Here is a 25,445-nt window from a genome sequence, read left to right on the forward strand (position 1 = left end):
GAAGGTCGAGCGTTCGCATCGCATCGACGCCGAAGAGTTCTACCGCCTGCTCGACGGCGTCGTCCTCGGCGACATCGGAGCGTTCAACGACAAGCACAAAGAGTGGGAGGACTACTACAACTACCACCGCCCGCACGGGAGCCTGGCCGGCCAGACCCCATATGAGAGGCTGCTACAGAAAACCCAACTCCCATCCCAGGGTGTCAACGACCTGAAACAGCAGTACAGCTAGCTCCGGGTCCACTGCTGGGAACCGCCGGCCACGCAGGTCTGCAGGGTCACCGGCGTGCTGTTCCCCGTGCCGCCGCTCGGAGCCAGGCACAGCCCGGAAGCCACTCCGGTGATCGTGCCGTCGGTGTTGGTGGTCCACTGCTGGTTGGCGCCGCCCGTGCAGTCCCAGATGATCGCCCGGGTGCCGGGGGTGGTGGCGGCGCCTTCGGCGTCGAGGCACTTGCCGCCGTACACCAGCAGCTGCCTGCCGGACGTGAGCGTCCACTGCTGGTTGCTCCCGCCGTTGCAGTCCCACAGCGCCACCTGGGTGCCGTTGGCCTGCGACACGTTCGGGACGTCGAGGCAGCGGCCCGAACCGGTGTTGCGCAGCACCGACGTCGACCCGCCACCCGAGCCGGTCACGGCCAGGTTGTCGAACTGGGCCGTCTCCCCCTGGCTGGTGCCGATGCCGACCTGCCCGGCCGCGAAGGTGGTGTCGGTGACCGTACCGAGCACGGCGCCGTCGGCCGAAGCGGTGATGGTGCTGCCGGAGAAGCCCAGCGCCAGCTTGTGCCACCGGTTGGTGCCCAGCACGGCCGTCGTGCCGCTGCGCAGCGTCGTGACCTGCTGGCTGGTGTTGTTGCGCTGGATCGACCACGTGCCGGTGTCGCTGATCCGCAGGTAGTACGCGTTGACCGCGCCCTGGTTGCCCGTGTCCTGCGAGCCGACGCGGCCGAGCAGCTCGACGTACCCGGGCTTCTCCAGCAGCACGTCCGCGTTGACCGTGTAGGTGCTCCAGGCGACGTTGCCCAGCAACGCGTACGGATCGGTCGTCTTCTTCCAGGGGATCGCCTTCTGGGGCGCGGCTTGGCGCACGCACGTGCCGGCGCGCCCGCCGCCGCAGGACGACGTCTCGAACGCGCCCTCCATGTCCATCAGGTACTTGGCTTCCTTGCCGGTCGCGTAACCGTCGAAGTCGTCGCTGTAGGGCAGGTTCAGCGAACCCTGCGACGGGCCGGCCGCGGTGCCCTTGCCCTGCCCGGTGGTCGTCGTGACCGTGTACAGGTAGCCGGGCTGGGCGGTCAGGGAGAACGCGCCGCCGGACGGGGTGATATCGGCCGTGTGCACGAAGTGGTCGGCCGGGTTGTTCGAGTTCAGGTTGGTCGCCCACACGTGCACCTGGCCGGTGGACAGCCCGCCGGTGGTGGTGAAGTTCAGCGTCTGGGCCGAAGTGGCGTCCATCGTCTCGATGATCGTGCTGTGGTCACCGGTGGTCGGGGACTTCAAGGACACGTAGCTGCCGTTGGCGCGGTTGCCGCCGAGGTACCCGCTGGAGGCGTCGAGGTACTTCCAGCCGGGCGCGGTGAACTGCGTGGTGTGCGCGAGTGCCCAGGTGTCCTTGCCGACCGAGTAGGAGCCCGACCACGGCTGGTTCGCCAGCACCAGCCCGACGGTCGGCCACGGGATGTTCGGCGTGGTGGCGGCGATGAGGTCCCAGTTGAGGTACGCGGTCATCTTGCCGTCGAGGTAGACGCGGTTGATGCCGCGGGCCAGCGGCTTGGCGCCGTCGTTGTAGTCCTGGGAGCCGTTCTCGCTCGACCACAGCGTTTTACCCGTGTTCGTGACGCTGGACGGGACGCTGCACGACGTCTGCGCGCTGAGGTAGCCGCACGTGTAGTGGGCGCTGAGCACGTCGGTCGCGTTGCGGTAGGCCGTGTTCGTCGAGATCGCGCTCGCGGGTCCCCAGTCCCCCGGCCACGAGTCGCCCGAGATGAGCTTGACTGCGTTGTACCCGTTGGCGTTGAGCGCGTTGCGCATCGTGACGTTCCAGTCGGCGCTCCACTGCTTCTCGTTCTGGACGGTCGTGAGGTAGTCGATGGTCAGCCCGTGCTGCTTCGCGCACCCGAGCCACGAAAGGTAGTAGTCGGTCAGGTCGTTGGAGAAGAAGGTGCCGTTGCCGATCCAGCCCGGCGCGCCCCACGGCAGGCCCACGAGCCTGATGCCGGGGTTGCGCGCCTTGGCCTGCTCCATGATCCACCACTCGTACCCGCGGTTGCAGTCGAGATCACCGCGGAAGTGCGCGTGGCTGGGTTCCGCGCCGCTGGTGGAGTTGGTGTCGCCACCCATCTCGACCTTGAGGATCTGCAGCGCGGCGCCGTACCCCGGCTTGAAGAGGTAGTCGAGGATCTGGCCGCGCTGCGGCTCGGGGTAGTCGATCAGTAGGCGGCTGTTGCCGCCCCCGCCGCTGACCGCGCCGACGCCGTCGAACGTGCGGCCGGCCGAACCGCCGTCGAGCGTGATCGAGGTGGCGGCCTGGGCCGGCGCGGGGGCGGCCACCACGCCGGCCGCCACGAGGACGGTGGCGACCACCGCGGCTCGCACCCTCCGCAACAGGGTTCGGGGCATGGCAGCTCTCTCTTCCGGCGAAGGGGGTCAGACGGCCGTGACGGTCCACTGGTTGTTGGTGCTGCCGTTCGGGGCCCACAGGACCACCGCCGACCCGGACGTGGCGTTGCCCGCGCCGTCGAGCGCGGTACCGGTGGCCCGGTTGACGATCTGGTAGCGGCCGTTGCCCAGCGAGGCCAAGCGCCACTGCTGGTTGTCGCTCCCGGTCCACGCGGCCTGCACGGCGTTGACGCCGTTGCCGGTCCGGCCGCCGCTGTCGGCGACCATGCCGTTGGTGCGGTTGACGATCCGGTGGTAGCCGGTGCCGAGGTCCACCAGCTGCCACTGCAGGTTCGCCGAGCCGTCGTAGGACCACTGCTTGAGCACCGACCCGGCCGCGACGTTCCCGCCGCTGTCGAGCGCCAGACCGGTCGTGACGTTGGCGATCCGCACCCAGCTCGTGGGAAGCGGACCGGAGCCCAACGCGGGAATCTGGCCGGCGAAGGTCAGCTTCACCGCGTACGCCGGGGCGCTGAACGGCGCGGTGGCCGACGGCATCCGGATGTGCAGCCCGGAACCGTCCTGGGTGCGGTCGGGCAGGTCGGTGTACGACCCGGCGGCGGAACCGAGCAGCTGCACGGTCTTCAGCGTGGCGAGGTCGATCCGGCCCGAGCCGAGCGTCGTGATGTCCAGCGTGCTGCCCGGCCAGCCCAGGACCGTGGCGTACAGGACGGAGTTGTCCTTGCTGCGGGTGAACCGGATGTCGCGGTTGGTGCCCTCGCGCGGGGTGGTGAACGATCCGCCGCCCATCTGCGTCGGGCCCTCACCGAAGGCCGACCACGCGCGGGTGGCGTAGATCGACTCGCCGAACCGGCCGAGGTAGTCGCCGATGCCGAGCAGGATGGTCCGCTGCCCGGACGGGATGGTGCCGTCGGCCATCGGCGCGATGTTCAGCAGCATGGTGCCGTTCTTGCTGACGCGGTCGATCAGCGCGTGCAGCATCGCTTTCATCGAGTAGTAGCCGATGCCGGTCGTGTAGCACCAGCTGGAGCTGGAGATGCTGTCGTCGGTCAGCCAGTACGGGTTCTGGATGTCGCCGGGCCCGCCGCGCTCGAAGTCGAAGACCTCGCCCCGGTTGTCGAACCCGTCCTTGTAGGTGGCGACGACGTCCTTGTTCCAGGCGACGGCCTTGGTGTAGTAGTGCGCCAGGAAGTCCAGCCGCCGGGACTCGTCGACGTGGGACAGGTTGAAGTCCTGCCAGAGCAGGTCCGGCTGGTAGCCGTCGACGACCTCGGCCAGCTTGTCGTACCAGAGCTGGTTTTCCGCGGCCGAGCCCAGCTGGCCGTACAGCTTGCGCAGGCTCGCGTCCGACTGCGCCGGCACGTGGTCGTAGTAGCCGGTGAAGTGGTAGGCGTGGTGCAGCGACACCATGAACTTCAGGCCGCGGGCCCGGATCGCGTCGGCGTGCAGCCGCACCAGGTCCAGCCGCGGTCCCTTGGCGACCGAGTTCCATTCGTTGACGGCGCTGTTCCACATCGAGAAGCCGTCGTGGTGCTCGGCGACGGGACCGGCGAACTTCGCGCCGGCGTCGGCGAACAGCTGCGCCCACTCGGCGGGGTCGAAGTTCCCGCCCGCGGACTTGAGCTTCGGCCCGAACTGCACCCAGTTGCCGGCCTTGTCGCGGGCCCCGTTGACGAAGTTGTGGTACGGCCACGCCGACGGGTCGCCGTACACGGCCTTGTGGTGGTTGTTCTCGCTGGACCCGCTGATGTACATGTTCCGGGGGTACCACTCGTTGCCGAACGCCGGGACGCTGAAGACGCCCCAGTGGAAGTAGATGCCGAACTTGGCGTCCTGGAACCACTCCGCGGCGGGCGGGTGCTGGTCGACCGACGACCACGTGGGCGTGTAGCTGCCGGGCCCCGCGGTGGCCGACGCGGTCCCGGCGCGCAGGAGACCGGCCGCCGCCGCGCCGCCGACCGTGAACAAGCCCAGTGCTGTGCGACGGCTGAACTCGGGCATGTCGGGAAAGCCTCCTCGGCTCCGGAATGAGTTAGCGCTAACACGCTCTGTCTAAGCTCGGGCGACAGCGGCGGTCAAGCCTTTCCCGGGCACGGAATCGGGGAATATCCGGAAATCCCAGCGTGAACCATCCGCGCGAGGGTGTAACTTTCACGCCCTGCGGCGACCGCTTGTGAGCGTGAACATCGCCGTGCCACACTGCTCCTCGCCTGGCCTCGGAGCGCGAGCAACGGTGACCACCATCGAAGGAGCACCCGTGAAAGTCGCCACCCTCGTCGTCGTGCTGCTGTGCGCTCTCGGGCTGTTCCCGGCCGCGGCCGTGGCGGACAACCCGATCGTCCAGACCATCTACACCGCCGACCCGGCACCGCTGGTGTACAACGGCCGCGTCTACCTCTACACCGGGCACGACGAAGACGGCTCGACGAACTACACCATGAAGGAATGGCGGGTGTGGTCTTCGGCGGACATGGTGAACTGGACCGACCACGGATCGCCGTTGAACCTCGCCAGTTTCAGCTGGGCGAGCGCGAACGCCTGGGCGGGCCAGACGGTCTACCGGAACGGCAAGTTCTACTGGTACGTCCCGATGACGGTGCGGGCGACCGGCGCGATGGCGATCGGCGTGGCCGTGTCGACCAGTCCGACCGGGCCGTTCAGCGACGCGCTCGGGCACCCGCTCGTCGGCAACGGCGAGATCGATCCGACGGTGTTCATCGACGACGACGGGCAGGCGTACCTGTACTGGGGCAACCCGCACCTGTGGTACGTCAAGCTGAACCCCGACATGATCTCCTACTCCGGCGCGGTGACCCAGATCCCGCTCACCACCGCCGGGTTCGGCACGCGCACGGGGAACGCGAGCCGGCCGACGCTGTTCGAGGAAGGTCCCTGGGTCTACAAGCGCAACGGCTTGTACTACAACGTCTTCGCGGCGAGGTGCTGCTCCGAGTTCATCGCGTATTCGACCGCGCCCGGCCCCACCGGGCCGTGGACCTACCGTGGGACGGTCATGCCCACCCAGGGCGCCAGTTTCACGAACCACCCGGGGTTGATCGACTTCAACGGGAACTCCTACTTCTTCTACCACAACGGCGCTTTGCCGGGCGGCAGCGGCTACACGCGCTCGGTGGCCGTGGAGAAGTTCACCTACAACGCTGACGGCACGATTCCGACGATCACCATGACCACGACGGGCGCGCCGCAGGTAGGGCCGTTGAACCCGTACACGCGGCAGGAAGCGGAAACGATCGCCTGGGAGTCGGGCGTCGAGACCGAGCCGTCCAGCGAGGGCGGGATGAACGTCGGCTACCTCGAGAACGGCGACTGGATCAAGGTCAAGGGCGCCGCTTTCGGTTCCGGCGCCCGGTCCTTCACCGCGCGAGTCGCCTCCGCGGCGTCCGGCGGGCGGATCGAGCTGCGGCTGGACAGCACCGGCGGCACCCTCGTCGGCACCTGCACCGTCGGGGGCACCGGCGGCTGGCAGACGTGGACGAGCGTGTCCTGCCCGGTGTCCGGAGCCACCGGGACGCACGACCTGTACCTCCGGTTCACCGGCGGCAGCGGCTACCTGTTCAACGTGAACTGGTGGCAGTTCGCGGCCTGACGACTTCGGGAAAGAGGCGACGATGCCCGTTCGACCGCGCCACCTGCTCACCGCCGCGGCCACCGCACTGGCCGTGCTCACCGTGCCGACGACCGGCGTCGCCGCGCCCGGCAGCCCGGCGCTCACCCCGCCGCTGGGCTGGAACAGCTGGAACAGCTTCGGCTGCGGCGTCAGCGAAACCGCGATCCGCCAGGCGGCCGACGCGATGGTCTCGTCCGGGATGAAGGACGCGGGCTACCAGTACGTCGTCGTCGACGACTGCTGGTTCGACCCGCAACGCGACGCCCAAGGCGCGTTGCGCGCCAGCTCGTCGAAGTTCCCGAGCGGGATGAAGGCCTTGGGCGACTACATCCACAGCCGGGGCCTGAAGTTCGGCATCTACCAGGTGCCGACCGACCGCACCTGCGCCCAGCGCACCGGCACCTATCCCGGGTCGACCGGCAGCGCCGGGCACGAGGTCCAGGACGCCGGCACGTTCGCTTCCTGGGGCGTGGACTACCTCAAGTACGACTGGTGCTCCCCCGCCGGCACGCGCGACGAGCAGGTCGCCCGGTTCACGGTGATGCGCGACGCGCTGCGCGCCACCGGCCGCCCGATCGTCTACAGCATCAACCCCAACAGCTACCACGCCATCACCGGCGACAAGTACGACTGGGGCCAGGTCGCCGACCTCTGGCGCACCACCGAGGACCTCCTCGACATCTGGCAGAACGGCAACACCAACAGCTACCCGATGGGCGTCGGCAACGTCCTCGACGTCACCGCCCCGCTCGCCGCGCAGGCCGGACCGGGGCACTGGAACGATCCGGACATGCTCGTGGTCGGGCGGCCCGGGCTGACGCTGACCGAGTCCCGCGCCCACTTCGCCCTGTGGGCCCTCATGGCCGCGCCCCTGATGGCGGGCAACGACATCCGCACGATGTCCGCCGACATCAGCGCCGTGCTCCGCAACCCGCGGCTGCTGGCGGTCGACCAGGACCGGCTCGGCGCGGGTGGCCGCCGGGTGCGCGACGACGGCGACGTCGAGGTGTTCGCCAAGCCGCTGGCCGACGGGTCGGTCGCGGTCGGGCTGCTCAACCGCGGCGGCGGCACCACGACCGTGAGCACGACCGCGGCGCAGATCGGGCTTTCCGGCTCGGCGTTCACCCTGACCGACCTGTGGACGGGCGCGACCTCGACGACCGGAGGCGCGATCAGTGCGAGCGTGCCCGCGCACGGCGTCGCGGCGTACCGGGTGTCCGGCGGTTCCCCGCGGGCGGCCACGACGTCCCGCCTGCGCGGCACGGGGTCCGGGCGCTGCCTCGACGTCGACAACGCCTCGACGGCCGCCGGGGCGGGCACGCTGATCTGGGACTGCCAGACCGCGGCGAACCAGCTCTGGACCACGTGGGACAACGGCGAGGTCCGGGTGTTCGGCGACAAGTGCCTCAGCGGTGGCACGAGCGGGGCGCCGGTGACGAGCATGCCGTGCACGGGGCAGGACGACCAGAGGTGGACGTTCGCAGCGGACGGCTCGGTGCGCAACGTCCATTCCGGACTGTGCCTGGACGCCGAGGGGGCGGCCACGGCCAACGGGACCCACGCGATCCTGTGGTCCTGCAACGGCCAGCCGAACCAGCGCTGGAGCCGCGCCTGATCCTCTTGGCGACCAGCCGAACGCCCGAGCTGTCCTCCGACGGGATGGCTCGGGCGTTTCGCTGTCCACCGATGGCTATCGCAGCCTCGGCGGGTCGCGGCCCACGGATCACCCTCGGCGAGACAGCCGAACGCCCGAGCCGTCCACCGACGGCTCGGGCGTCCGGTTCTCCCCGGCAGGTGGCCTCAGCGGTAGCCGGCCGCCACTATGTTCGCCTGGACCGCGTTCTCCGTCGCGTCGGACGGATACCCCGCGACCATCGCCCCTTCGTAGAACGTTCCCGCGCTCAGGTTCGCGCCGCCGCCCGGCTTGCAGCAGTCGCCGCCGCTGCCCAGGACGATCGCTCCCTGCTTCTTCATCGGGCTGTAGCCGCTCGGGAGGCCGCCGTCCCACAGCGTCGTGAGGCCGCCGGACTGGGCGTCGCTGCCCTTGATCGCGAACCGGGACGTCCCGTTGTTCTTCAGCACCGCCGTGACGAACTTGCTGCCGAACGCCCGCTGGTTCGGGTTCCACGTCTGGCTGCCGCCGGGGTAGAGCCCCCACTCGAGGTCGGCCTGCACCCACGGTCCGGTTCCGGAGCAGCCGCCGAACCAGCACTCCTTGCCGAAGTTGAGCGCGTCCATGGCGCCGGCCGCGTCGGCCTTGCGGGTCGTTTCGCTGTTGCCGTAGTCGAAGCAGCAGCCGCTGTTGACGTGCGTGCCGCTGGTCACCATGTACATGCCCTCGGGCGCGCTGCCGGTGGGCACGCCGGTCAGGTGACCGTCGCGCCAGTAGCTGTTGCCCGGGTTGATGTACAGCGAATACGCCTTGCTGCCGCCGACCGCGAGCGACTCCGTGGTCGCCTTCGCGGGGCTGCTCTGGCTGGAGCCCGGCACCGCGCTCGACCCCTGGTACCACAGGTCGTTCCCGCGTCCGGACTGGTCGTAGACCACCGTGATGACGCAGGAAGTGCCGCTGCAGAAGGAATCCTGGGCCGTGGCGTCGGCGACGCCGCCCGCCGCCAGGACGCCGACGTTGCGGGTCGCGTTGTCGGACGCGCGCCGGACCTGGTACAGGCTCCCGTTGTAGGACCCGTACAGCGCGCGGACCGTGCTGTGCGCGGCGACGCACGGCGTGCCCCCCGACGCGTAGATGTCGCACGGGCCCGTGCCGGACGGCGGGGTGGTGGTCCCGGTGGTCCACCGCTGGTTGCTCTGGCCGTGGCAGGTCCACAGGATGACCGCGGTGCCGTTGGCCGTCCCGGCGCCGTTCACGTCGAGGCACAGCCCGGACTGGACGCCGGTGATCGTCCCGTCGGCGTTCTGCCGCCACTGCTGGTTCGCCCCGCCGGTGCAGGACCAGATGATCACCGCGGTCCCGGGCGCCGTCCGGTTGCCGTAGGCGTCCACGCACCGCGTCCCGTTCAGCGTCCGCAGCTCACCGGCGCCGGTGAACTCGAAGGCCTGGCTCGCCTGGCCGGTGCAGTCCCGGATCTCCAGTGCCGTGCCCGGGGTGTCGACGCCGCCCGTCACGTTCAGGCACCGGCCCGACGCGGCGCTCGTGAGCGACGTCGACGCCGCGGACGCCGGTACCGCGCCGGCCAGTGCGGCCGCCACCAGCGCGGCGAGGACCAGCACGGCCCGCACCGGGTTGACTCGAGTGGTCACGAATCCTCCTTCGGGCACCGCAGCGCGCCGCAGCACCATTGTTAGCGCTAACACTTCAGTGATCAGGTGTCCCGGTTCATCCGGAAATGCGGGCGACGAGCTCGGTGTCGAGCACCGCGCAGCGGGGCCCGGCCGAGCCGCCGAGCATCGCGAGCAGCTCGCCCGTCATCCGGGCGCCCATCTCCTCGATCGGCTGGCGGACGGTGGTGAGCGGCGGGTCCGTGCGCCGGCCGATCGGCAGGTCGTCGAACCCGATGACGGCCACGTCGCCGGGCACCCGGCGGCCCGCGCGGCGCAGCGCCCGCATCGCGCCGACCGCCATCATGTCCGACGCGGCGAAGATGGCGTCGACGTTCGGCCGGCGGTCCAGCAGGCGGGCGGTGGCGTGCTCGCCGGAGGCCTGGCCGAAGTCCCCGAACACCACCAGCCCCCGGTCGCCGTGCCCGGCGCCCGCCACCGCCTGCCAGTAGCCGAGCAGCCGGTCCACGCCGGCGGTCATGTCCTGGGGCCCGGCGATGGTCGCCACTGTGCGCCGGCCCGCGTCGAGGAAGCGCTGGGTGGCCCGCTGGGCGCCGCCGCGGTTGTCCACGTCGACGTAGGAGTACCGGCCGGGTTCCCGGCCGCAGACCGGGCGGCCGCCGAACACCACCGGGATGCCGAGCCAGCCCAGGTCGAGCGGGCGGCGGCCGTGCATCCCGATGACCAGGGCGCCGTCGACGTGGCCGCCGTCGAGGAACCGGACGACCGGGGCCTGGTAGTCCTCCGTCGCCGGCACGGTGAGCAGCACCAGCTGCAGGCCGACCCCGGTCAGCGCTTTGCCGGCCCCGGCGGCGATGCGGGCGAAGTAGGGATCGGCGAACAGCCGCGGGACTTCTTCGCACACCACCATGGCGACCGAGCCGGTAGGCCCGGCCGCCGCCCGCGCGGCGCGCTGGCGGGCGTAGCCCAGCTCCGACATCGCCGACTCGACCTGCTTGCGCGTTTTCGGCCGGACGCGGGGAAAGCCGTTGAGCACGCGGGACGCGGTGGCGGTCGACACCCCGGCCGCCCGCGCGACGTCGGCCAGGGTCGGACGGAGTTCGGGTGACTCGACGGAGGACACGTTCGCTCTCCCAAGACGTCGTTGTCTTCGTGGGCTCGCTCGAGGATAGCGCCGGATCCGGGCCGCCTCAGGCGCGCTGGATCCGGAACCGCTGGTTGGCGGCACCGGTGTACGTCCACTGGGACACCCGTGCGCCGTCGGCGCTCGAGGCTTCCCAGACGTCCATCGCCAGGCCGCTCAGCCGGTTGACCAGGCTGACCACGCCGCCGCCCTGGTCGGTGACCCGCCACTGCTGCGCGGGGGCGCCGGAGTCGGGTTGCTGGGTGATGTCCGCGCCGGTGGCGGAACCGGCCACCTGGAGCACCAGGCCGCTGTGCCGGGCCCGGATCCGGTAGTAGCCGTCGCCGGAGTCGAGGAAGTCGAACTGCTGGTTCTGGCCACCGGTGGCCGTCCACTGCTGCAGCGGGGCGCCGGCGGCGGTGGAGACGCCGCTGATGTCCAGGAGCTTGCCGCTGTGCTCGGCCGCCAGGGTGTAGTTCACGCCGACCTGCACCGGCGACCCGGACGGCGGGGTCGGCGAACCGAACTGTGTGAAGAACTTCCACACCTCACCCGAGGTCCAGGTCTGCCAGCCGCTGCAGGCGCACCCGTCGCGCGGGCCGGGGTCGTGGCCGCCGTCGAACGCGGCCCAGACCACCGGGTAGCCGGCCCGGCAGCCGGAGTAGGCGGTCACGATGTGGGTGTGGCTCCCGCTCGCGGGTTCCGGCGGGTTCTGCGGGGTGCACCCGTTATTGCGGACGAACTGGTCACGCAGCGCCCGGCCGGACGCGATGGGCAGGACGTTGTCCCCGATGCCGTGCATGCCGATGTAGGCGACGGGCTGGGTGCCGCCGCTGCACCCGCTGAGGTTCGCCCCGGAGTAGACGGCGACCGCGCGGAAGACCGTCGGCCGCGCGCAGGCGAGCGCGTAGCTCATCGCGGCGCCGTAGCTGAAGCCGCCCGCGAATACCTGCGAGGTGTCGACGCACAAGGCCGCCTCGAGCTGCCGCAGCAGGTCGTCGACGAAGGTGACGTCCTGGCCGCCGGGGTTGGCCCAGCCGTTGCCGTTGCCTTGGGGCGCCACGAAGATCGTGCTGTTGCCCGCGCTGTCCGCGAGCCGCCGGAGCCCGTAGTAGGACCAGTTGTAGCCGTCGGTCCCGCCGGAGTCGACGTCGTTGGCCGTGCCGCCGCGCCAGTGCAGTCCGACGAACAGCCGGTACGGGTGGGCGCTGTCGTAGTTCGCCGGCACGCGCAGGATGTAGCTGCGGGTCTGGCCGCCGCTGGAAATCGTGTGGCTGCCGCTCGTCAGCCCGGGGGCCTGGCCGCAGCCCGCGGTGCCCGCGGCGGCCACCGACGGCGACGGCACGCCGGCGACGGCGGCTTGGGCGGTGCCGATCCCGGGCGTCGCCAGCAGCGCCCCGATCGCGACGGACGTGAACAGCCGTCCGAACCTCATCATGCGGCTCCTTCCCATGGTCAGTTCCGGGTCCATTGCTGGGTGGCCGCGTGGGTGCAGGTCCCCAGCCGCACGGCAGTGCCGTTGCCGGTCGCGCCCGCGAGTTCCAGGCAGAGCCCCGACTGCGTCGCGGTGACCGAGCCGTCGGAGCCGATCCGCCACTTCTGGTTGGCCCCGCCGTGGCACGCCCAGATGATCGCGGCCGTGCCGGGCGTGGTCCCGGCGCCTTCGGCGTCCAGGCAACGCAGCGAGCCGCCGGAGTAGACGGTCAGCTCGCCGGCGGCGGTGGCCGTCCACGTCTGGTTCGCGCCGCCGTGGCAGTCCCAGATCTGCGTCCGGGTGCCCTGGGTGGTCGACTGCCCCGGCACGTCCAGGCACCGGCCCGCGGCCACCGAACGCACCGGCGCACCGGTGGTCCCGCTCGCGCCGCTGTCGAGACCGAGGAAGGAGATCGCGTACGCGAGCATTCCCGCCTGCGGCAGGGTGTGACCGGTGCCGGCGATCGTGATGCCCTCGACGGGGGCCTGGGTCCCGGTGCCGCCGTAGCGGTTCCGGGTCCACGACGACTGCGGGTGGTCGGTGGCGGACGGCGTCTGGCCCAGCCCGCGCAGCGCGGTCCACTGCTTGATCTCTTCGCCGTAGTTCGGGTACGCCAGCGTGGTGTCCTGGTCGCCGTGCCACAGCTGCATCCGGGGGTAGGCGCCGGTGTAGCCGGGGTACATCGCGTGCGCCTGGTCGGCCCACTGCTGCGCCGACTTGATGACGTTGCCGCCCGCGCACTGGCTGTTCCAGAGCGAACCGTCGGTGGTGGCGAAGCACCCGGCGGGCACCCCGGAGAACGCGGCACCGGCGGCGAAGACGTCCGGGTATTCGGCGGCCAGGACGTTGGTCATCATGGCGCCCGAGGAGAAGCCGCTGACCACGATCCGGCCCGGATCCACGTTGTAGTGCTGGCGGGTCCAGGCCACCATCGCCATGATGCCGGTGGTGTCGCTGCCGCCGTCGCGGGTGAGGCCCGCTTTCGTGGACACGTCGAAGCAATGGCCGTCCCGGGTCGCCTCGGGGACGACGATCACGTAGCCGTAGCGGTCGGCGGCCGTCGCGTAGTCGTGCCCGTTGCCGTCGAAGATCGCGCTCGCCGAACCGCCGCAGTAGTGCACCAGCACGAGCAAGGCCGGTTTGGGCGCCACGTTGTCCGGCACGTACAGGTACATGCCGAGGTTGGTCGGGTTGGCGCCGAACCCGGTGACGCGGGTCAACGCGGCGGCCGCGGCCGGCCGGGCGGTCGCGAATACCACCGCGAGGGGCAGCAGGAGGAGGAAGACGAGCAGACGTTTCACCGCAGGCTCCATTGCTGGTCGGCCTGGCCCCCGCGGGACCACGGGAGCCCGGTGCTGGTGTTCACGTTAACATTCGACCGATGACCGGGTTGCCCAGTGCGGCCGGAGTCGTCCACTGTGGACAGGACGTGCGGGAGGGCCGCGCGCAGAGTACGGGACAGCGTCGTCACGGGTACTCCTCTTCAGGAGCGCAAGGAGCGCGCGGGGTGCGCGCTGCGAAACCGCCCGGTTACCGCCCGAACGGACTCCAGCCAAGATAGGAGCCGCCGGCGGCAAAGGTCAATCCATCGTGAAAATTACCCACCGGCAACGGATCCCCGCCGGAGTCCACAAAGGAATGAACTCACGGCGGGCTTCCCGGGCCGGGCCCGGGGAGTCCGCGGTGAGCTCATCGGCCGAAGACGCGGCGCTGGATCTCCCGGCGGTAGTCCTCCAAGGTGTTGTCGAGGTGCACGGCGACCGCGCCGGCCGCCGCGTCCGGATCGCCGTCGCGGATCGCCCGGTGGATCGCGGCGTGCTCGTCGATCGCGCCCGCCGCGTGCCCGCCGACCGTGCCGGACATCCCGATGGCGTTGGACTGGCGTTGCAGGCGGCGGGCTTCGCGCACGGACGCCACGAGGAACTGGTTGTGCGACGCGGTGGCGATTCCGAGGTGGAAGTCGTCGTCGCCGCGGTCGAACAGCGCGGACCGGCCGGTCAGGTGCCCTTGCCGGCAGGTCTCGGCGGCGGTCTCGATCGCGCGCAGCTCCGCCGGGGTGGCGTTGACCGCCGCCAGCCGGGCGGCGGCGGTCTCCTGGACCCGGCGGAACTCGAACAGCATGTAGACGTGGTCGAGGTCGGTGGGCAGGAAGAAGCCTCCCCAGCGCGAAGCGCCGAGCATGCCCTCGTCGTCGGACACATACAGCCCCCGCCCCTTGTGCGCTCGTACCCGGCCGATCGCCGAGAGGATCTTGACGGCCTCCCGCACGACGGTCCGGCTGGTCCCCATCCGCGCCGCCAGCTCGACCTCCGTCGGCATCCGGTCACCGGGCCTCAGCCCCAGCTCGGCGATCAGCTGCAGGATCTGCTCGGCCACCAGTTCGTAGCCGGGCCGGTACGGGGCCGGCAGCGCGGTCTTCTCATCACCGGTCACCCGATGAGTATGACTCAAGGGGCGCCGGCCAGTGACCATACCTCGGGGCCCCGCACTCCGGTCAACACTCGCGAGCGCGGCGTGAAATTTACATGCATCTCCGCAGTTGGACGCGGCGAAAGCCGCTCGGTTCGCGTCGCCGCTTGACGCGATTCGGCTCATGGCCCCATATGAGTCCGACACATCCGCCACGGTCCGCGGGCCGGAACCACAGCGAAGTGGGGTAGCCGATGAGGGGTCGACCACGCGGCACGTGGCCGCGCACCGGATCCGTGGCCGCCGCGCTCGCGGCCGCCGCCCTCGTCGTGAGCGCGCTCGCCGCGCCGCCCGCCCACGCCGCGGCCGTCACGATCGCCGTGGCCCCGGGCGGCGACGACGCCAACCCCGGCACCCCCGAGCAGCCCGTCGCCACCCCGGCCAAGGCGCAGCAGCTGGCCCGGGCCCAGTCGGGCGCCGGTGACGTGGTCGTGCAGCTCGCCGGCGGCACCTACCGGCTCGCGGCCCCGTTGACGTTCACCAGCGCCGACTCCGGGCAGAACGGCCACACCGTCACCTGGCAGGCCGCGCCCGGCCAGACGCCGGTCCTGTCCGGCGGCTCGGCGGTCACCGGCTGGACGGTGCAGGACGCGAGCCAGAACATCTGGGTGGCGTCCGTGCCGCAAGGGTCCGACTCCCGGCAGCTGTTCGTCGACGGGGCGCTGGCGCCGCGCGCGTCGATCCCGATCTCCCGCGGCGACGTGCAGGTCACGACGTCCGGCCTGACCATCGTCAACTCCGCGCTGAACTACCTCGCCGCGCTGCCGCAGCAGAACCGGATCGAGGTGGAGAGCCAGAACTCCTTCACCGACCGGTACTCCCCCGTCGACCACGTCAGCGGCACGTCGATCGTCATGCAGCAACCCGCGTGGAACAACAACAACTGGGGCTACGACACCCTCGCCAAGCCCTTCGGCGGTGGCCAGCTGTTCCTCGAGAACTCCTACTCGTTCCTGAAGAACACCGGCCAGTGGTACCTGGACCCGCAGGCCGGCAAGCTCTACTACAAGGCCCCCGGCGGGTGGGTCCCCGGCAGCCACGACGTCGAGCTGCCGCGGCTGACGTCGCTCCTGCGGGTCAGCGGCAGCTACGACAACCCGGTGCGGGGCCTCGCCTTCAGCGGACTGCACTTCGAGCACACGACGTGGCTCACGCCGGGCACGTCGGTCGGCTACGCGAACCAGCAGAGCGGCACGTTCCTCCCGGCCGCGGCGCCGATGCCGGGTGACTTCCTGAGCTCGTGCCAGTCGGGCTGCCCGCTGTTCGAGGGCGCGCGCAACAGCTGGGCGCAGGCCCCGGCCGCCGTCCAGGTCTCGGCCGCCACCGGGATCACGTTCAGCGGCAACACCTTCACCCACCTCGGGCAGGTGGCGCTGGGCATCGGCAACGACGCCGACGCGCACGCGTCCGGGGTCGGCCTCGGGGCGTCGTCGATCACCGTGGACCACAACACCTTCACCGAGGACTCCGGCGCGGGCATCGTCGTCGGCGGCGTGCGGCCGGACGCCCACCACCCGTCGAACGCGGCGATGACCGACCACGACATCACGCTGTCGGACAACACGGTGAGCCGGGTCGCCCTCGACTACCGGGAGATGGCCGGCATCCTGTCGACGTACGTCACGCACGCCGTGATCACGCACAACGACGTGGCGAACCTGACCTACGACGGGATCGACGTCGGCTGGGGCTGGGGCGCGAACGACCCGGGCGGCAGCCAGGACTACCGCAACCGGGGCCTGTACGACTACCAGCCCGTGTACTCCACCGCGACGACCCTGCGCGACACCGTCGTCAGCTACAACCGGGTGCACGGCACGAAGAAGCTCATGCACGACGGCGGGAGCATCTACAACCTCTCCGCCAACCCCGGCAGCTCCATCGACCACAACCACGTCTACGACAACAACCGCACGGTCGGCCTGTACCTGGACGAAGGTTCGCGGTACGTGAGCCTGTCGGCCAACGTGATCCAGGACTCCGGGGTCTGGGCCTTCACCAACGCCAGTGGCAGCAACAACACCGACGACAGCACCTTCAGCGGCAACTGGTACAACGGCGGCGCGACCAACGTCGCCACCGGACCGCCGCACAACAACGTCCTGAGCGGCAACGTCCAGGTGAGCGGCACGAACTGGCCGTCGGGCGCCCAGCAGGTCATCGCCGCCGTGGGCCCGCGCGGTACCGGTCCCGCCGCGAGCCCGGTGCGCGCGGCCGGGGCCGGCAAGTGCCTGGACGTCAACGGCGCCAGCACCACGCCCGGCGCCCAGGTGCAGATCTGGGACTGCAACGGCGGCACCAACCAGTCCTGGACCCGGACCACCGCGGGCGAACTGACCGTCTACAGCGGCGACAGCACCCGCTGCCTGGACGCGTCCGGGCAGGGCACCACCGCGGGCACCAAGGTCGTCGTCTGGACCTGCAACGGCGGCGCCAACCAGCGCTGGCAGGTCACGCCGGCCGGCGCCGTCACCGGTGTCCAATCCGGACTATGCCTGGACGTGACCGACGGCGCTACCGCCAACGGCACCGCCGTCCGGCTCTGGACCTGCACCGGGCAAGCCAACCAGAAGTGGACCTTCGGCTGACCGATCGAGGAGTATCCATGAGAATCCGGCTCATCGCGGCCGCGACGGCCCTGTTCCTGAGCGCGTTGCTCCCCGGCACCCCGGCGGCCGCCGAATCCAACGGCGGGGTCCGGGTCATGCCGCTGGGCGACTCCATCACCGAAGGCACGCAGGTCCCCGGCGGCTACCGGATCGGGCTGTGGCAGCGCCTGAGCGCGGGCGGCTACCGCGTCGACTTCACCGGCTCGCAGTACAACGGCCCGGCCGCCCTCGGCGACCACGACCACGAGGGCCACCCGGGCTGGCGCATCGACCAGATCGACGCGAACGTCGTCACCTGGCTGCGCAACACCGCCTCGAACACGGTCCTGCTGCACATCGGCACCAACGACATCCTGCAGAACTACGACGTCGGCCGCGCGCCGGCCCGGCTGTCCGGGCTGATCGACCACATCACCGCGACCGCGCCGGACGCCGAGGTCTTCGTCGCCACGATCATCCCGCTCGCCAACTCCGGCCAGGAGTCCGTGGCCCGCACGTTCAACTCCGCGATCCCGGGGATCGTGCAGAGCAACCGGAACGCGGGAAAGCACGTGCACCTGGTGGACATGCACTCCGCGCTGACCACCGCCGACCTGACCGACGGCGTCCACCCCACGGCCACCGGGTACGACAAGATGGCCGCCACCTGGTTCGCCGCGCTGCAGTCGGTGCCCGGGAGCATCGGCACCCCGGGGACGTCCACCGCGCGGCAGATCGTCGGCACGCAGTCGGGCCGGTGCGTGGACGCCGCGAGCGCCGCCAACGGCACGCAGGTGCGGCTGCAGGACTGCGGCGGGCAGGCCGGCCAGGCGTGGACCCGGACGGGCCAGGAGCTGACGGTCGGCGGGACCAAGTGCCTCGACGCGTCCGGCCACGGGACGGCCAACGGCACCCTGGTGATCGTCTGGGACTGCCACGGCCAGGCCAACCAGCAGTGGACCGTCACCGCGAACGGCACGATCACCGGCGTCCAGTCGGGGCTCTGCCTCGACGCGTACGGGCAGGGCACCGCCAACGGCACCCAGCTGGTCCTGTGGACCTGCAGCGGGCAGGCGAACCAGCAGTGGACGCTGCGCTAGGAGGCGACGACATGGCCCGCGTGCTGGTCCTTCCTGCGAGTGCTGGATAAAACGAGCCCGGGCCCAGCGACGACAACCGCCTCACCCCAAGGAACTCCGGTCGGGAGAACGTCATGACGAAGAGAAGAATCAGCCGCAGGATCCGGTTTCTGACCGCGGTGCTCACCGCCGCGGCGACCGTGGTGGTGACGGTGACGCTGGGCGCCGGCCCGGCCGCGGCCGACGTCACCGGCGCGCTGCGCGGGGTCGGTTCGGGCCGCTGCCTGGACGTCCCGAACGCGAGCCAGACCGACGGGACCTTGCTGCAGATCTACGACTGCTCGGGCGGCGCGAACCAGCAGTGGACATCGACGGCGAGCGGTCTGCTGACCGTCTACGGCAGCAAGTGCCTCGACGTGCCGGGAAGCGCGACGAGCGCGGGCACCCGGGTCCAGATCTGGACCTGCCACGGCGGAGCCAACCAGCAATGGCGGGTCAACGCCGACGGCACGATCGTCGGCGTGCAGTCCGGGCTCTGCTTGGACGTCACCGGCGCCGCGACGGCCAACGGCACCACGGTGGCTCTCTGGACGTGCAACGGCGGCAGCAACCAGAAGTGGACCGGCCTGTCGAGCACACCGACGACCACGACGACGACCGGTGGCAGTTGCACGCTGCCGTCGACGTATCGCTGGTCGTCGACAGGGGTGCTGGCCACGCCCAAGAACGGGTGGGTGTCGCTGAAGGACTTCACGAACGTCGTCTACAACGGTAAGCACCTCGTTTACGCGTCGAACGTCTCGGGGTCGTCGTACGGCTCGATGGCCTTCACGCCCTTCACGAACTGGTCCGACATGGCCTCGGCCGGTCAGACCGGGATGAGCCAGTCCACGGTGGCGCCCACGCTGTTCTACTTCGCGCCGAAGAGCATCTGGGTGCTGGCTTACCAGTGGGGCGCGTGGCCGTTCATCTATCGGACGTCCAGCGATCCCACCAATCCCAACGGGTGGTCCTCGCCGCAGCCGCTGTTCACCGGGAGTATTTCCGGCTCGGGTACCGGCCCGATCGACCAAACACTGATCGCCGACGGCTCCAACATGTACCTGTTCTTCGCCGGAGACAACGGCAAGATCTACCGCGCGAGCATGCCCATCGGAAACTTCCCGGGCAGTTTTGGCTCGAACTACACCACGGTGATGAGCGACTCCACCAACAACCTGTTCGAAGCTGTCCAGGTCTACAAAGTCCGAGGCCAGAACCAATACCTGATGATCGTCGAAGCGATCGGCGCCAACGGACGGTACTTCCGTTCGTTCACCGCGAGCAGTTTGAGCGGTTCGTGGACACCGCAGGCCGCCAGTGAAAGCAACCCGTTCGCGGGCAAGGCAAACAGCGGCGCGAGCTGGACCAACGACATCAGCCACGGCGACCTGGTCCGCTCCAACCCGGACCAGACCATGACCGTCGATCCGTGCAACCTGCAACTCCTCTACCAAGGCAAAGACCCCAACGCCGGCGGGGCCTACGACCAGCTGCCCTGGCGACCGGGCCTGCTGACGCTGCAGCGCTGACCGGCGCCGAGGAGGGAACCCCAGCTGTCCACCGGCTGGGGTTTCTTCCTTCCGGACAGGGGTTTTCCCGGCTAGGCTCGGTCCCGGACCGATCGGAAACTCCGACCGGCACGGTCAGCGCGGACCCGAGGGAGCCATCGACGTGGTCGAAACGCCCGACATCGTTCGCCCGCCCGCCGAGCTCAGCGCGGCCCTCGCGGCCATCGGCAGCGCGACCGCCAGCGGTGAGCTCAGCCGGATGGGCATTCGCAGCGCCTTCATCCGCGGCCCCGTTTCGGTGACCCCCGGGGTGCGCGTCGCCGGACCCGCGCTGACGCTGCAGTTCCTGCCGAAGCGGGAGGACCTCTACCCCGTCGACGAGTACGAGGAACCGGAAAAGCAGCTGCACCGGCACGTCATGTACCACACGCGGCCCGGCGACATGATCGTCGTCGACGCGCGCGGTGACATGGAAAGCGGCGTGTTCGGCGAAATGATGCTGACCTACTTCAAGGGCCGCGGCGGCGCCGGCGTCGTGGTCGACGGGTGCCTGCGCGACACCCCGGAAGCCAAGAAGCTCGGCCTCGGGCTGTGGATCCGGGGCGCCACGCCGAACTTCCACGCGCAGACCGGCATAGTCCCGGTCGCCGTCAACGTGCCCGTGGCGTGCGGTGGCACGGTCGTCGAGCCGGGCGACATCGTCGTCGCCGACGACGACGGGGCCGTCGTGGTGCCGGTCAAGCTCGCCCCCGCCCTGGTGGCCCACGCGCGGGAACACGCGGATTGGGAGGAGTTCTCCCGGATCCGCCTGGCCGAGGGCGGCGACCTGAGGCGGTACTACCCGCTCTCGGACGAAGCCCGGCCCGAGTACGAGCGGTGGCGCGCCGACCAGGGCCGCGCCTAGCTCCACAGCCGGTCGTGGCTCGACTCGGTGTCCCAGTGCGTCGTCTCGGCGAAGAACACCGGGTCACGCGGGTCGAGGTGGCGGCGCAGCAGGTCCTCGTCGAGGTCGCCGAACCCCAGGCCCGGGGTGTCCGGCACGGTGATGTGGCCGTCCCGGATCAGCGGGCGGGGCAGGCCGGTGACGAGGTCGCTCCAGAACTCCACGTCGGCCGCGTGGTGTTCGAGCGCCAAGAAGTTCTCGGTGGCGGCGGCCAGGTGCACGCACGCCATCGTCGCGATCGGCGACGCCGCCAGGTGCAGCGCCATCGGGATCCCGCGCTCCTGCGCGTAGTCGCCGAGCCGCTTGGTCTCCGCGATCCCGCCCGCCGTCGCCGGGTCGGGGTGCACGACGCGGATGGCGCCCGCGTCCAGCAGCGGCCGGAAGCCGTCGAGCAGGTAGATGTCCTCCCCCGTGCACGTCGGGACGGCGACGGCCGCGGTCAGCCGGCGCCACTGGTCGGTCAGCTGCCACGGGATCAGGTCCTCGATCCACGCCAGGGTGAACGGTTCCAGCGCGCGGCCGATCCGGATGCACGAGTCGAGGGCTATGTGGCCGAAGTGGTCGGCGGCGAGCGCGACGTCGTAGCCGACGACGGACCGAACGATGTCCACATAGGACACCAGGTGCTCGACCCCTTGCGCGGTGATCTGGATACCGGTGAACGGGTGCATCGTCGACCGGTCTTCCCGGGCGCCCGGCGGCGCGATCAGCGCGCCCGGGATGTCCCACAGCAGGTCGATGCCCACGTCCATCTTCAGCATCGTGAACCCGCGCAGCTTGCGCTCCAGCAGCCGGGCACCCATCGCGTGCGGGTCCGGCAGCGACGGCGTGTCCGCGTAGCAGCGGATCTCGTCCCGGAACCGGCCGCCGATCAGCGCGTACGCGGGTACTCCGTACGCCTTGCCGGCCAGGTCCATCAGCGCCATCTCGACGCCGGAGACCCCGCCGCCCTGGCGGCCGTGGAACCCGAACTGCTTGATCTTGCGGAAGATCTTGTCGACGTTGCACGGGTTCTCGCCGACGAGCCGGCTCTTGAGCACCAGCGCGTAGGTGGCGCTGGCCTGGTCGCGCACCTCCCCGTAGCCGACGAGCCCCTGGTTGGTGTCGATCCGGATGATCGACGAGCGGAACGGCACCCCGTCCACGGCGGCCACCCGCAGGTCGGTGATGCGCAGGTCGCTCGGCCGCGACGCCGTCGAGACGTGCTTCTCCGTGATGGCGCTCATCCCTTCACCGCGCCCGCGGTGAGGCCCTCGGTCAGGAACCGCTGCCCGAACCCGTACATCAGCACGACCGGGATGCTGACCAGCAGCGAGGCCGCGGCCAGCTGCCCCTGCGGCACGACGTCGCCGAAGATCATCGACTGCATGCCGACCGGCAGGGTCTTGTTCTCGTCCTTGGTGATGAACACGAAGGCGAACAGGAACTCGTTCCACGCGTTGGTCAGCGTGAACAGCGCGACCGCGAGCAGGCCCGGCTTGGCCAGCGGCAGCACGATCCGGCGGAACGCCCCGAACCGCGTGCAGCCGTCGACCAGCGCGGCCTCCTCGAGGTCGGCCGGGATCGACTTGAAGTAGCCGACGAGCAGCCACGTCGCGAACGGCAGCGTGAACGTGGGGTAGGCGAGCACGAGCGACCACAACGAGTCGTTCAGCCCGATCCCGCTCATCAGCTGGTACAGCGGGATGAACAGCAGCGCGCCCGGCATGACGTAGGTGAGCAGGATCGTCACCGTGAAGCTCTCCGAACCCCGGAACTTCAGCCGCGCCAGCGCGTAGCCGGCCAGCGCCGCGCAGACCAGGGCGATCACGGTCGACGCCACCGACACCAGGATCGTGTTGACGTACCAGGTGCCGAACGCCCGCCCGGTGAACAGGTTCGTGAACTGCTCGGTGCTCCACGGGGTCGGCCAGAGGTCGTCGGTGCGCGCGACGATCTGGTCGTCGGACTTGAAGGCGGTGATCGTCATCCAGTAGATCGGGGCGAGCACGAAGCACAGCAGCCCCACCAGCGCGATCCCCGAGCCGGTGCCGCCGACGAGGCGGGCGGCCAGCCGTTTGCTCCGCGCGGCGAGCGCGGAGACCACCTGGCCGACGACGGCCGCGAGCACCACGAACACGCCCAGCACGAGCGCGGCCTTCCAGACGATGTGCGGCGACGCCCAGACCAGCACGAGCACGGCGGCCACGACGATCACCCACGGCAGCGCCCGGCGCTGGGCGGGAGTCAGCTTCCGGCGCCCCAGGTCGGCCGCGCCGGGCTGGTCGCTGCGTCTCATCATCCGCACGAGGATCACCACGAGCACGGCGATGACCGGCAGCATCACCAGCGTGACCGCGGCGCCCGCGCCCAGCTGCAGCTGCTGGATGGCCTTCGAGTAGGCCACCATCACGTACGGGGCCGTGGCGTCCCCCGGTCCGCCCTGGGTCATCAGCCAGATCAGGTCGAAGTTGTTGAACGTCCAGATCGACGACAGCAGCACCGTCACGATCATCACCGGACGCAGCCCCGGCAGCGTGATGTGCACGAAGCGCTGCCACGGCGAAGCGCCGTCCACCATCGCCGCCTCGTGGAGGTTGCCGTCGATGGCCTTGAGCCCGGCGAGGAACGTCACCGTGAAGAACGGGATGCCCTTCCAGACGTTGACCAGGATGACCGCCGGCATCGCGAGCGCGGGGTCGGACAGCCACTCCGCGGGCCACTTGTCGACGAGCCCGATCGCGGCGAGGCCGGGCCCGATCCCGGTGTCGGTGAGCAGGACGTTGACGCTGCCGAAGATCGGGTCGAGCAGCGACCGCCAGGTGAACGCCGTGACGACCGTCGGGATCACCCACGGCAGCAGGATCACCCCGGCGATGAGTGCCTTGCCGCGGCGCATGTGGTGCAGCATCAGCGCCGCAATGAGACCGAGGGTCACCTTGAAGATCTCGGCGTACGCGGTGAAGACGAAGGAGTTGAGCACGCCCTTGTGGAACAAGGCGTCGTCGATGAGGGCGGTGTAGTTGTCCAGCCCGGCGAAGACCGTCTCGGCACCGTGGCGCTCGGTGACGCTGGTGAAGACCGAGCTGACGATCGGCACCAGGATCAGGCCGGCGACCAGCACCAGCGTCGGCCCGATGAACACGGCGGCGAGGCGCCAGTCGCGCCCGAGCAGCCGCTGCGTCCTGGTGAGCGAAGAAGACGCACGCGGCGCCGGACCGGCCGGCGCCGGGCGCGAACGCAGGACGGTCACTGCCGATAGCCCTGCTGCTCGAAGATCTGCACGATCCGGCCGTGGGTCGCGGCGACGGCGTCGGCCGGCTTGGTGCCCTGGATGACCGACTGCATCATGTCGGTCAGCAGGTAGGCGGCGGTGGCGGCCTGCTCGCCGGGGCTCGGGGCCTGGGGGAACGCGTAGCCGGTCTTGGTGGTCACCGGGAGCTGCGCGCGGGTCTGCTCCCGCAGCGCGGGGAAGGCCGGGTCACCGCTCGTGTAGTACGGGTCGGAGTCCCACACCTTGTCCCACGAGGGGTTGACCAGGCACGGGGCTTCCTTCGCGACCCCGAGCAGCGCGCTCCCGCCCGCCATGAACTTCGCCACCAGCTTGGCGAGATCGGGGTTCTTCGCCCCCTTGAACACGACGAACGAGTTGGACTCGCCGAACGCGAGCGGCCGGTCGAGCGCCGGCCCGGTGGCGCCGTTGAACACGTGCGTGTTGGCGTACACCGGGTTCTTCTTGGTCTTCGAGTCGGCGTAGACGCTGAACTGGTTGAGCGTGAGCCCGAGGATCTGGGCCAGCCAGTTCTCGTTGTTGCTCGAGTCGGTCCAGCTCCCGACCCCGGGTGGCAGCATCGGCTGGTACTTCGGGTTCGTGTAGATGTCGCCGATGAACGTGACGGCCGCGACGGTTTCCGGCGAGTTGAACACCACCTTCGTGCCGGTGTTGTCCGCGATCGCCCCGCCGTAGGTGTTGATGACGTTCGCGATGAAGCCGTTGGCGTCGCCCGAGCGGTTCACCGTGAGCCCCCAGCCGAAGCGCCGCTTCCCCGGGTCGGAGACCGCCAAGGCGTTGTCGCGCAGCTCTTCCCAGGAGTAGTAGGGCTTCAGCGGGAGACCCTTTTCCGCGTACCAGTCCTTGCGCAGGTACATCCCGGACGCGATGAAGTGGTACGGGATCGCGAACCAGCGGCCGTCGAACACGCAGTAGTCGTTCGCCTCGGTCGCCGGGTTCCCGTAAAGCGCTTTCATCCCGGTGACCACGTCGGTGACGTCGGTGAGGGCGCCGAGGTTGTGGAGCTGGCCGACGAACCGCCGGTCGCTCACGAAAGCCAGGTCGCGGTTGGTGCCCGCCTTCACCTCGGCGTCCATCTTCGCGACCATGTCGCCGGCGTCGCCGGAGACCAGGTCGTTGCGGATCGTGGTCCCGGTGGCCTGCGCGAACACCTGCAGCGACTTGTCCAGCGCCTTGTTGGCCGCCTCGGCGTACAGCTTCTGCGAGAGCATCCCCACCGACCCGCCGCGCAGCCGGGAAGCTTCATCGAGCAGTGCCTGGGGAACCTGGACGTCGACCTGCGGTGCGGGTGCGGAGCCGCTCCCGCACCCGGCGAGACCGAGCACGCCCAGCGCGCCCACCCCCGCGCTCATCCCGAGGAAGGTACGCCTCGACAGGTCCGTTTTCTCTTCCATGACAACTCCTCATACCGACGGGGCGACGTTGCGACCGGCGGGGACAGCGCGGCGAGTGCCGCGCTGCGGT

At 70.3% G+C, this 25,445-nt stretch carries 18 protein-coding genes; 7 read left to right on the forward strand and 11 right to left on the reverse strand.

Translation table 11 applies throughout. The features are described from left to right. Positions 1–232: hypothetical protein (locus ACZ7OH_RS37625; protein WP_470285226.1), on the forward strand; the 232-nt coding region annotated here is incomplete at its 5' end. Here ACZ7OH_RS37625 and ACZ7OH_RS37630 read toward each other — a convergent pair. Together ACZ7OH_RS37630 and ACZ7OH_RS37635 are read right to left on the reverse strand one after the other, a co-directional pair. Beyond that, entirely contained in the window at positions 229–2,616 is a 2,388-nt protein-coding gene (locus tag ACZ7OH_RS37630) for a ricin-type beta-trefoil lectin domain protein (RefSeq protein ID WP_470285227.1), read from the reverse strand. The genes ACZ7OH_RS37625 and ACZ7OH_RS37630 overlap by 4 nt on opposite strands. Positions 2,617–2,643: 27 nt before the next feature. After that, positions 2,644–4,617, reverse strand: a complete 1,974-nt coding sequence (locus tag ACZ7OH_RS37635; RefSeq protein WP_470285228.1) for an alpha-L-fucosidase — start codon at positions 4,615–4,617, stop codon at positions 2,644–2,646. A 256-nt stretch (positions 4,618–4,873) separates the two neighbouring features. Between ACZ7OH_RS37635 and ACZ7OH_RS37640 the strand changes: the two genes are divergently transcribed. Both ACZ7OH_RS37640 and ACZ7OH_RS37645 read left to right on the forward strand, forming a co-directional pair. Beyond that, positions 4,874–6,223, forward strand: a complete 1,350-nt coding sequence (locus ACZ7OH_RS37640; protein WP_470285229.1) for a glycoside hydrolase family 43 protein — start codon at positions 4,874–4,876, stop codon at positions 6,221–6,223. Between the two features lie 22 nt (positions 6,224–6,245). Continuing rightward, positions 6,246–7,859, forward strand: coding sequence for a glycoside hydrolase family 27 protein (locus ACZ7OH_RS37645; protein WP_470285230.1), 1,614 nt, complete (start codon positions 6,246–6,248; stop codon positions 7,857–7,859). A gap of 185 nt (positions 7,860–8,044) precedes the next feature. Here ACZ7OH_RS37645 and ACZ7OH_RS37650 read toward each other — a convergent pair whose 3' ends face one another. From ACZ7OH_RS37650 to ACZ7OH_RS37675, 6 genes are all read right to left on the reverse strand, one after another. Beyond that, the gene (locus ACZ7OH_RS37650; protein WP_470285231.1) at positions 8,045–9,505 is read right to left on the reverse strand and encodes an arabinofuranosidase catalytic domain-containing protein; all 1,461 of its coding nucleotides are present in this window, start codon (positions 9,503–9,505) and stop codon (positions 8,045–8,047) included. Positions 9,506–9,581: 76 nt separating this feature from the next. Further along, positions 9,582–10,607 (reverse strand): LacI family DNA-binding transcriptional regulator, encoded by a 1,026-nt coding sequence (locus ACZ7OH_RS37655; RefSeq protein ID WP_470285232.1) that lies wholly within the window; start codon positions 10,605–10,607, stop codon positions 9,582–9,584. 67 nt (positions 10,608–10,674) lie between these two features. Beyond that, positions 10,675–12,045 (reverse strand): RICIN domain-containing protein, encoded by a 1,371-nt coding sequence (locus ACZ7OH_RS37660; protein ID WP_470285233.1) that lies wholly within the window; start codon positions 12,043–12,045, stop codon positions 10,675–10,677. A gap of 17 nt (positions 12,046–12,062) precedes the next feature. Next, positions 12,063–13,382 carry an extracellular catalytic domain type 1 short-chain-length polyhydroxyalkanoate depolymerase gene (locus ACZ7OH_RS37665; protein WP_470285234.1) on the reverse strand — a complete coding sequence of 440 codons (1,320 nt, stop codon included), beginning with the start codon at positions 13,380–13,382 and terminating at the stop codon, positions 12,063–12,065. Then, a complete protein-coding gene (locus tag ACZ7OH_RS37670) occupies positions 13,379–13,552 on the reverse strand; it encodes a hypothetical protein (protein WP_470285235.1) in 174 nt (57 codons plus the stop codon). Before ACZ7OH_RS37670 ends, ACZ7OH_RS37665 begins: the two co-directional genes overlap by 4 nt. A gap of 218 nt (positions 13,553–13,770) precedes the next feature. Next, the gene (locus ACZ7OH_RS37675; protein ID WP_470285236.1) at positions 13,771–14,514 is read right to left on the reverse strand and encodes a FadR/GntR family transcriptional regulator; all 744 of its coding nucleotides are present in this window, start codon (positions 14,512–14,514) and stop codon (positions 13,771–13,773) included. Between the two features lie 230 nt (positions 14,515–14,744). On the opposite strand from ACZ7OH_RS37675, the gene ACZ7OH_RS37680 reads away from it, so the two are divergent. The 4 genes from ACZ7OH_RS37680 (at position 14,745) to ACZ7OH_RS37695 (ending at position 20,671) form a co-directional block, all read left to right on the forward strand. Then, a complete protein-coding gene (locus ACZ7OH_RS37680) occupies positions 14,745–17,138 on the forward strand; it encodes an RICIN domain-containing protein (RefSeq protein ID WP_470285237.1) in 2,394 nt (797 codons plus the stop codon). A 17-nt stretch (positions 17,139–17,155) separates the two neighbouring features. Next, entirely contained in the window at positions 17,156–18,238 is a 1,083-nt protein-coding gene (locus ACZ7OH_RS37685; protein ID WP_470285238.1) for an RICIN domain-containing protein, read from the forward strand. A gap of 113 nt (positions 18,239–18,351) precedes the next feature. After that, entirely contained in the window at positions 18,352–19,788 is a 1,437-nt protein-coding gene (locus tag ACZ7OH_RS37690) for a non-reducing end alpha-L-arabinofuranosidase family hydrolase (RefSeq protein WP_470285239.1), read from the forward strand. Positions 19,789–19,930: 142 nt separating this feature from the next. Continuing rightward, positions 19,931–20,671, forward strand: a complete 741-nt coding sequence (locus tag ACZ7OH_RS37695) for a ribonuclease activity regulator RraA (RefSeq protein ID WP_470285240.1) — start codon at positions 19,931–19,933, stop codon at positions 20,669–20,671. Here ACZ7OH_RS37695 and ACZ7OH_RS37700 read toward each other — a convergent pair. From ACZ7OH_RS37700 to ACZ7OH_RS37710, 3 genes are read right to left on the reverse strand one after another with little or no spacing between them, the layout of a single operon-like run. Beyond that, positions 20,668–21,936: a mandelate racemase/muconate lactonizing enzyme family protein gene (locus ACZ7OH_RS37700; protein WP_470285241.1), complete on the reverse strand. Its 1,269-nt coding sequence runs from the start codon at positions 21,934–21,936 to the stop codon at positions 20,668–20,670. The genes ACZ7OH_RS37695 and ACZ7OH_RS37700 overlap by 4 nt on opposite strands. Beyond that, positions 21,933–23,942 (reverse strand): ABC transporter permease, encoded by a 2,010-nt coding sequence (locus tag ACZ7OH_RS37705; protein ID WP_470285242.1) that lies wholly within the window; start codon positions 23,940–23,942, stop codon positions 21,933–21,935. Before ACZ7OH_RS37705 ends, ACZ7OH_RS37700 begins: the two co-directional genes overlap by 4 nt. After that, entirely contained in the window at positions 23,939–25,375 is a 1,437-nt protein-coding gene (locus ACZ7OH_RS37710; RefSeq protein WP_470285243.1) for an extracellular solute-binding protein, read from the reverse strand. Before ACZ7OH_RS37710 ends, ACZ7OH_RS37705 begins: the two co-directional genes overlap by 4 nt. Positions 25,376–25,445 lie beyond the last annotated feature (70 nt).

It is taken from the genome of Amycolatopsis sp. NPDC114478 (assembly GCF_055633805.1).